This window comes from Intestinibacter sp., assembly GCF_022780145.1.
GTDB lineage: Bacteria > Bacillota > Clostridia > Peptostreptococcales > Peptostreptococcaceae > Intestinibacter.
Window position 1 is genome coordinate 1 of record NZ_JALEXO010000311.1, and the last position, 8,176, is coordinate 8,176.

The following is an 8,176-nucleotide window of genomic DNA, read 5'->3' on the forward strand; positions in this document are numbered from 1 at the left end:
TATCGTTAGCTAATTCATCATCACCTATAACAACTGTGTATTTAGCATTTATCTTATCAGAGTATTTGAATTGAGCTTTGATACTCTTATTTAAGTGATCGTTATCAGCACTTATATGATTAGCTCTTAAATCTCTTATTATCTTAAAGCTTCTAGTTTTAGCTGCATCTCCTATAGTTGCTATATATATATCAGTTGATTTTGGATTATCTATTTCTATGTTGTTGTTTTCCAGAGTTAATAATAATCTTTCTACTCCAAGACCAAATCCTATACCACTTATATCCTTAGGTCCTCCAAGTAATTCAACTAATCCATCGTATCTACCACCACCGCAAACAGTGCTTTGAGCTCCGATGTCATTAGAGATTATTTCAAATGCAGTTTTTCTATAGTAGTCTAATCCTCTAACTATAGTTTTATCAACTACAAAGTCTATACCCATTTCTGTTAAGTATTTCTTTAATGTTTCGAAATGTTCTTTACAGTCGTCACATAAATTATCTATCATAAATGGTATGTCTTTTAAGTTTTCTTTACATTGAGGGTTTTTACAGTCTATAACTCTCATTGGGTTTTTGTCTTTTCTTTCTAGACAAGTTTCACATAATACATCAGTCTTTTTGTCTAAGTATTCTTTTAATTTTTTGTTGTATGCTTCTCTACATTTAGGACATCCTACAGAGTTTATATTAACTGATAGGTTTTTAAGTCCTAATTCATTAAAGAATTGTACTGCAAGTGATATAACTTCAGCATCTACTGATGGTCCATCACTACCTAATACTTCTATACCAAATTGGTGGAATTGTCTTTGTCTACCTGCTTGTGGTCTTTCATATCTGAAGCAAGGAGTTATATAGTATAATTTTGTAGGTTGTGTATCTGCATACATTTTATTTTCTATAAATGATCTTATAACACCAGCAGTTCCTTCTGGTTTTAAGCTTAATTGTCTGTCCCCTCTATCAGTGAAAGTGTACATTTCCTTTTGAACTACGTCAGTTGTGTCCCCAACACTTCTAGCAAATACTTCTGTGTGTTCAAAAATAGGAGTTCTTATTTCTTCATATCCATATAATGCACATATTTCTCTAAATTTCTTTTCTACATAATGCCATTTATATACATCCTTTGGTGTTACATCCTTTGTTCCTCTAGGTGCTTTACTTAACATTTCTTTGTACCTCCTCATATTTTCTATTTATCATTTCGTCAACTCTATCAATATATTGTTCTAGATTCTTGACGTTTTCTACTCTTTCAATTCTATTTTCGTCTATATATACAAATTTTGTAATTGAGCCTGCTCCTAAGGCTATGTTACTTTGGCGTTCCTCCATCATTTGAATGTTGTAGATACATTCATAGCCTTCCTTAGCGTATCCTATGTTTTCTAGGTTTCCTAGCATGTGTTTTTGTCTGTACATATAATATGGATTAAGTCCCATCTTCTTAGCGTATTCCATAGATAAATCTATCATCTTAGACATTTCATCAAATTGAGTCAATTTATATTCGTCTATATGTTCTTTTAATTTAGATGTTCTCTTAACTGCTAATGTATGCACAGTTAGACTCTCTGGTGAAAGCTTTTCGATTTGTTTTAGAGTATTTTCTACCATTTCTAAATCTTCATCTACAAGTCCTAAAATTATATCCATATTAATATTATCAAATCCTAGCTCTCTCGCCAACTGAAAACATTCAATTATATCATTTACAGTATGTTTTCTGCCGACTTTTTCTAGAGTTTCGTCATTCATAGTCTGTGGATTTATACTTATTCTAGTTACATTGTGTTTTTTCAATACTTCTAAAATTTCTCTATTTATTGTATCAGGTCTACCTGCTTCTACTGTAAATTCTTTGATATTGCTTAAATCGAATTCTTCATATAAACCAGTTATCAATTTGTCCATTTCCTCTGGTGTCAATGTCGTAGGAGTTCCTCCTCCTATGTATAGAGTTTCGACCTCTTTACCTGTTTCTCTAAGTAATTTTGCAACTCCCTTTACCTCTTCAAGTAATTTTTCTACATATAAAGGTTTCAAATCACTGTATTTGCTCAGAGAATTTGCTGGGAATGAGCAGTAATAACATCTTGTTGGACAAAAAGGTATACTTACATATAATGATACTGTATTTTTGTCCACAGGGTAAATAAATTTTCTCTCTCTTTTTGCAATATCTAAAGCTAATTCTATTTTATCACTATTTATGTAATAATCCTCAGCTAATTTTGATTTTATAAAATTTTCGTCTTTTCCTTCGTCTAATAGAGCATGTACAATCTTGACAGGTCTTATACCTGTAAGTATACCCCAAGGCACGTTTGCTTCGAATTTTTGTTCAAGTATTTTAAACATACTTCTTTTTATAGTTTCTTTTATAGTTTTCTTGCGAGCTCTCTCATCTAGACCGCTTAGATCTCTATAGTCTACATTGCTAAGTATTTCTTCGTAATTTTCACAGTAAACTGTTTTTGAAAAAACCTTATCTCCATGGTAAAAAATACTGTTGTCTATTACCATCATGCAGTCTTTTTCATCTAAAAATTTAAAATCAGAAGTAAATAATTTTACGAGCTCACTTACTTCGTATTTATAATCATGTCCTTTTAGAACAATTCCTATCATTTTCAATAGCTCCTTTTCTGTTATTTAAATACAATGCAAAAAATAAACCAGTACTGCTTTTATTAGCTAAAACAGTACTGGAAAAACTTAGATTTGTTGCATATATGGATTAACTCTCTTTTCTACTCCAATTGTAGAAGATGGTCCATGTCCAGGATATACTACTGCATTATCGTCGTATTTAGCTAATTTTCTCAAAGATTTCATAATTTGCTTGTAATCTCCACCATAAAAATCAGTTCTTCCTATACTTCCTGCGAATAAAGTATCCCCTGTGAATATATTTTCTCCTACCTTTATACTCATACCACCCTTTGTGTGGCCTGGTGTGTGTATAATTTTTAATTTAAGACTTCCAAGCTCTATAACATCGCCTTCATCTACATATATATCTGCATCAAATTCAACTAATGGTCCTGGAAGCTGTGAACTTAAATTTTTCACTCTATCTATCAATACTTCTTCTTCTTTTACATGAGCTACTATTTTAGCATTTGTTCTTCTTTTTACTTCAGGTGCTTGTGATATATGATCGCCATGACCATGAGTTAATATTATATATTCTACAGTAAATTGATGCTTTTCAATTACATTTAGTATATCTATAATACTTGCTCCTGGATCTATTACTGCACATTTTTTAGTCTTTTCATCTCCAAGGATATAAGTATTTTCACCCATAAATCTTTCTTCAATTGTTTCAATTATCATAAAAACCCCTCCTTAGAAAGCTTTTTTAGATTCTAATAAAATTGTAACCGGTCCATCATTTACAAGCTCTACCATCATATGAGCGCCAAATTCTCCAGTTCCCACAGTTATCCCTTGTTTTCTTATTTTTTCAACAAATTCTTCGTATAGAGGGTTTGCTACTTCAGGTCTAGCAGCATCAGTAAAACTTGGTCTTCTACCTCTTCTACAATCTCCATAAAGCGTAAATTGAGATACTGCCATTATTTCTCCATCTATATCCTTTAAAGATAAATTCATTTTGTCGTTTTCATCTTCAAATATTCTTAAATTTACTACCTTGTCAACCATATAATCTACATCTTTAGATGTATCTTCGTGAGTTACACCTAATAAAACTAATAGTCCTTTTTTTACTTCTCCTGTTACTCTCTCATCTACAGTAACCTTTGAACATGATATTCTTTGAACAACAGCTCTCATCTCATCCTCCTAAATTTTATATAATTTGTAAATATTAGTTTCTCATTCTTGAAACCTCATCAACTCCTGGAATTGATCTTATTTTTTTCATAAGTTGTTTTAATTCATTTATATCGTTAACTTCAACTAATATACTTATATTGACTGTATTGTCCTTTGAAACTCTGCAATTTACACCATTCATACTTAATTTTTCCATAGATACAATATGTATAACATCGTTTAAAAGACCTACTCTATCTACTGCTATAACCTTTATTTCACCTTCGAATTTGCTCTTTTCAGGATTATTCCATTCGACTTCGACAAGTCTGTTTTTTATAAATTCGTCATCTAAATTTATATTGGTACAATCCTTTCTGTGAACTGCGACACCTCTACCTTTTGTTATATATCCTACTATATCATCTCCTGGAAGTGGATTGCAGCATTTTGCAAATCTTACTAATATATTGTCTAATCCTTTTACAGTAATACCGCTATCTTTTTTCTTTCTCTTTTTGGCGTATTCTTGTTCGTCGTAGTTTCTCTTTATTTTATTTTCTTTTTCTTGCATTCGTTTTTCTTTTTCTTGGCGGCTGACTTCTTTGTTGTAGAAATCTCTTACCTTAGGCATTACTTGTGATGTAGCTATACCACCGTATCCTATAGTTGCAATCAAATCGTCCAAGCTAGGTTGGTTGAATTTCTTCGCAACTTGTCCTAAGAATTTTTGAATGCTTGCATTATTGTATGGAATATTGTAGCGTTTGAATTCTTTTTCTAGTATTTCTGTTCCTCGCTCAATATTTTCTTCTCTTTTTTCTTTTTTGAACCATTGTCTGATTCTATTTCTAGCAGTTGGTGTCTGTACTATATTCAACCAATCACGGCTAGGTCCTGGAGAGTTTGCAGATGTTATAACTTCCACTATTTCTCCATTTTGTAATTTATAGTTTATTGGAACAATCTTTCCATTTACTTTCGCACCTGTACACTTGTTACCTACATTTGTATGCACTCTGTATGCAAAATCTATTGGGGTGGAACCTGCTGGTAATTCCATGACATCTCCTCTTGGTGTGAATACATAAACCTGGCTATTAAATACATCTTCTTTAAGTGCATCTAAAAACTCATGTGGGTCTTTTACATCCTTTTCCCATTCCATCATTTGTCTTAGCCATTTTAATTTTTGTTCCATCTTAGTATCATGATTTCCTGTAATTCCTTCTTTGTATTTCCAGTGGGCTGCTATCCCATTTTCTGCTATCTCATGCATTTCATGAGTTCTTATTTGAATTTCTACTGGATCTCCATCAGGGCCTATTACAGTAGTATGAAGAGATTGATAAAGATTTGGTTTAGGCATAGCTATGTAGTCTTTAAATCTTCCCGGCATAGGAATCCACATGGTATGAACCATTCCTAAAACTCCATAACAATCTTTTACTGTATCGACTATTATTCTTACAGCAGTTAAATCATAAATTTCTTCAAATGTTTTATTTTTCTTTTTCATCTTTTTATAGATGCTATAAAAATGTTTCGGTCTACCAGAAACCTCACAATTTATATTTACTTCTTTTAATTTATCTTCTAGTATTTTTACTATTTTATCTATATATTTCTGTCTCTCATCTCTTTTTTTAGTTATCTTGTTAGCAAGCTCTTGATAACCTTCTGGGTCGATGTATTTTAGTGCCAAATCTTCTAATTCCCATTTAATCTTTGATATACCTATTCTATGAGCAATTCCACCGTATATTTCCAGTGTTTCTTTTGCTTTGTATTTTGCCTTTTCCTCTGGCATATATTTAAGAGTTCTCATGTTATGAAGTCTATCTGCTAATTTAATCAAAATAACTCTGATGTCCTTAGCCATAGCTAAAAACATTTTTCTAAGGTTTTCAGCTTGAGATTCTTCCTTCGTTTGATACTTGATTTTACCTAATTTGGTAACCCCATCTACTAAGTCAGCTATATCCTTTCCAAACATTTCCTTGATGTCTTCATAAGTGTAAGGTGTATCTTCTACTACATCGTGTAGTAAACCTGCTGCTATAACCTCCATATCTAATTCTAGATCGGCTAATATATTTGCAACAGCTATTGGGTGAATTATATATGGCTCACCTGACCTTCTAAATACTCCTTCATGTGCAGATTTAGCTAAGTTGTATGCTTTTACAACGGGTGTCACATCTGCATTTGGAGCATACCCTTTAATTTTATCTAAAATTTCTTGCAATTCTTTATCATAAACTTGCAATTCCTTGTCACACATATTACCACCTAATTTATCTTATATTTTTATGTATATGAAAATAGTTGGTATATACCAACTATTATTATTGTTTTAGTATTTAATTAGAGAATTAACATGGTAGCCTTTTAATTTATCTCTTCCATTTAAAAACTCTAATTCTATTAAAAATTGTGCTGACACAACTTCTCCACCTAATTTTTCTATTAATTTAATTGCAGCTTCAGTTGTTCCTCCTGTAGCTAGTAAATCATCGACGATTGCCACTCTTTGTCCTGGCTTTATCGCATCCTTATGGACTTCTAGTATATTTGAACCGTATTCTAAATCGTATTCAAATCTTTCAACCTCTGCTGGCAATTTTCCTGGCTTTCTAACAGGCACAAATCCAGCTTCTAAAGCATATGCAACTGGTGTACCGATTAAGAAGCCTCTTGCTTCTGGACCAACTACTATATCTATTTGTTTGTCTTTTAAATCCTCTACTATTTTATCAATAGAATATTTTAAGGCTTTCCCATCTTTTAATAATGTTGTTATATCCTTAAAACTGATTCCCTCTTTTGGGAAATCTTCAATAACCCTTACACATTCCTTTAAATCCATTCTAGACTCCTCCTAATAGCTTTCTAAGTACTTATTTCTTAATTGTTCAATATTTTGTAGTATCAAACTTTCATCTAAATTAAACTTAGATATAGAACTCTTCGTAAAATCTATGATTAAAGTATTTTCTGTATCATTTATTTGATAATCTAATAAATTAAACTCTCTAAATACACTTAATATAACAAATAGCTTAAGTGGCATTATTCCCAATGTCGATTTTATTTTATTAAGTGTCAGTTCAATGTGTTTATTTGTAATACAATATTTGTATATAGCTACAAATTCATTTCTGTTAGGTATTATATTCTCCATTATATTATTTAAATATAATTTATTTTTATTGTCATAATACTTCACAAAATTAGTATTTAGCTTAATATTATCTAATAAATACGAATATTCTTCTTTATTATATAAAAAATCATAAAGAATAATATTATTATATATGTTTAAATCCAATTTATCAAGATAGGGAGAAAATATAAGTTTAATTTTATGCGTATTTTTAGTTATTTTTCCGAAATTTACGTCAAACTCATCGTCTATAAGTGACAAATCTGAATACGCTCTAAAAAACCCATTTAGTGTATTACAAATAACAAGAGTCTCGTCTTTGAAATATTGAAATATATCCCCATTTACCATATCCTTCATACCAAAACTATTTGATATCTCATTTTGTCCAAAATTTTCATCTTTTATTCTATTATTTTCTAAATTATAATTTATTTTATATAAATTGTTCACATCCTCAGGAACTATTTTCGAAAATAGCTTTATAGATGTAAAATCCTTTATAGCTGATTTTGGATGCGCAATCCTCATATCCTTAAGCAACAGCTGAACCTTTCTGTTGTTATTGTAATTATTTTCGCCAAGCTGGAACAATACGTCTACCTTGTCACCTCTAGTAAACTCATCTGCAAGATAAGCCATATTAAATCCTATAGCTTCATACACAAAGTCCTTTTGAAGTGTTATCTTTAAATGCTGTTTTGCGGCCCCTACAAAGCCTATATTAGCCAGCACTAAATTCCTCATAATAAATCTAGGCGTAGGATTGCTAAGGCCAAATGGCTCTAATTTATGAAGCTCTTCCACTAAATCTAAGCTTACTTGTTGCTCCTCTAATTCATATTCTACCTTTATATTTTCAATCATATCCTCTTGAGTTAGATTGTAATCGGCGATTTTATTTACTCTTTGTCTTAGCTCTTCTATATTTTTGCTATCCATAGAAAGTCCTGCTGCTTGTTCATGGCCTCCAAATTTAGTCATCAAATCCTTACATTCAACAAGCGTATCGAATATACTAAATCCCTTTATCGATCTAGCAGAACCTGTAGCCATACCATCCTCTATAGTTAGCAATATAGTAGGCTTATAATATTTCTCAGTCAATTTAGAGGCTACTATTCCTATTATTCCATGCTGCCAACCTTCCTTGGCTATTACTAAAACCTTATCATTTTCATAAGAACTATCACTATTTATAATTGCTTCAGCCTCA

The 8,176-nt window shown here is 31.3% G+C and carries 7 protein-coding genes; all 7 read right to left on the reverse strand.

Annotation, left to right across the window (positions count from 1 at the left end):
* Positions 1 to 1,177 (reverse strand): histidine--tRNA ligase (gene hisS / locus MR593_RS11840; RefSeq protein ID WP_290693142.1); only part of this gene is annotated, 1,177 nt, incomplete at its 3' end.
* Positions 1,167 to 2,639, reverse strand: coding sequence for a coproporphyrinogen dehydrogenase HemZ (gene hemZ / locus MR593_RS11845; protein WP_290693145.1), 1,473 nt, complete (start codon positions 2,637 to 2,639; stop codon positions 1,167 to 1,169). The genes hemZ and hisS, both read right to left, overlap by 11 nt.
* Positions 2,640 to 2,726: 87 nt before the next feature.
* The gene (locus MR593_RS11850; protein WP_290693148.1) at positions 2,727 to 3,350 is read right to left on the reverse strand and encodes an MBL fold metallo-hydrolase; all 624 of its coding nucleotides are present in this window, start codon (positions 3,348 to 3,350) and stop codon (positions 2,727 to 2,729) included.
* 12 nt (positions 3,351 to 3,362) lie between these two features.
* On the reverse strand, positions 3,363 to 3,812 hold the full coding sequence (dtd, locus tag MR593_RS11855) for a D-aminoacyl-tRNA deacylase (protein WP_290693150.1): 450 nt from the start codon (positions 3,810 to 3,812) through the stop codon (positions 3,363 to 3,365).
* A gap of 34 nt (positions 3,813 to 3,846) precedes the next feature.
* Positions 3,847 to 6,078 (reverse strand): RelA/SpoT family protein, encoded by a 2,232-nt coding sequence (locus MR593_RS11860; RefSeq protein WP_290693154.1) that lies wholly within the window; start codon positions 6,076 to 6,078, stop codon positions 3,847 to 3,849.
* Positions 6,079 to 6,150: 72 nt separating this feature from the next.
* Positions 6,151 to 6,663, reverse strand: a complete 513-nt coding sequence (locus tag MR593_RS11865) for an adenine phosphoribosyltransferase (protein WP_290693156.1) — start codon at positions 6,661 to 6,663, stop codon at positions 6,151 to 6,153.
* A gap of 12 nt (positions 6,664 to 6,675) precedes the next feature.
* Positions 6,676 to 8,176, reverse strand: a 1,501-nt coding sequence (locus tag MR593_RS11870) for a DHHA1 domain-containing protein (RefSeq protein ID WP_290693159.1), incomplete at its 5' end; no start/stop codon positions are given.

Bases quoted from the DNA above. Each gene is read 5' to 3' on its own strand.
- hemZ (WP_290693145.1), bottom strand. From the start codon at position 2,639: ATGATAGGAATTGTTCTAAAAGGACATGATTATAAATACGAAGTAAGT.
- MR593_RS11850 (WP_290693148.1), bottom strand. From the start codon at position 3,350: ATGATAATTGAAACAATTGAAGAAAGATTTATGGGTGAAAATACTTAT.
- dtd (WP_290693150.1), bottom strand. From the start codon at position 3,812: ATGAGAGCTGTTGTTCAAAGAATATCATGTTCAAAGGTTACTGTAGAT.
- MR593_RS11860 (WP_290693154.1), bottom strand. From the start codon at position 6,078: ATGTGTGACAAGGAATTGCAAGTTTATGATAAAGAATTGCAAGAAATT.
- MR593_RS11865 (WP_290693156.1), bottom strand. From the start codon at position 6,663: ATGGATTTAAAGGAATGTGTAAGGGTTATTGAAGATTTCCCAAAAGAG.